This is a genomic window from Bacillus sp. JJ1474 (assembly GCF_036965225.1).
Taxonomy (GTDB): domain Bacteria; phylum Bacillota; class Bacilli; order Bacillales; family Cytobacillaceae; genus Cytobacillus.
On the sequence record NZ_JBALPC010000075.1, the window covers coordinates 21,840 to 22,191 of the forward strand.

Below are 352 nucleotides of genomic sequence, written 5' to 3' on the forward strand. Positions count from 1 at the left end.
TGTAAAGGTTGTAAAAAAATAATAGGAGGGGTTTATTATGGAATTAAAAGATAAAGTATTGAACAACTTGCGTAGGGTTTTGGATCCTGAGCTTAATATTAATGTTGTAGATTTAGGACTCATTTATCAAATTGAAATTCCTGAAGATGGAATTGTCATTATTACTATGACATTAACAACCCCAGGTTGCCCTCTTCATGACAGTATTGTCAGCGGGGTTAAATATTGTATTGAAGAAATGGAAGAAATTAAATATGTGGATGTTGATCTCGTCTGGGAGCCTGCATGGACACCAGACCGAATGACTCCTGAAGGCAAAAGTCAATTAGGCAGATAGAAAAGCGGAAGCGCC

1 protein-coding gene is annotated in these 352 nt (G+C 36.9%); it reads left to right on the forward strand.

Translation table 11 applies throughout. From position 1 onward, the window contains the following. Positions 1-37 precede the first annotated feature (37 nt). The gene (locus V7164_RS11045) at positions 38-337 is read left to right on the forward strand and encodes a metal-sulfur cluster assembly factor (protein ID WP_335348388.1); all 300 of its coding nucleotides are present in this window, start codon (positions 38-40) and stop codon (positions 335-337) included. Positions 338-352 lie beyond the last annotated feature (15 nt).

Bases quoted from the DNA above. Each gene is read 5' to 3' on its own strand.
- V7164_RS11045 (WP_335348388.1), top strand. From the start codon at position 38: ATGGAATTAAAAGATAAAGTATTGAACAACTTGCGTAGGGTTTTGGAT.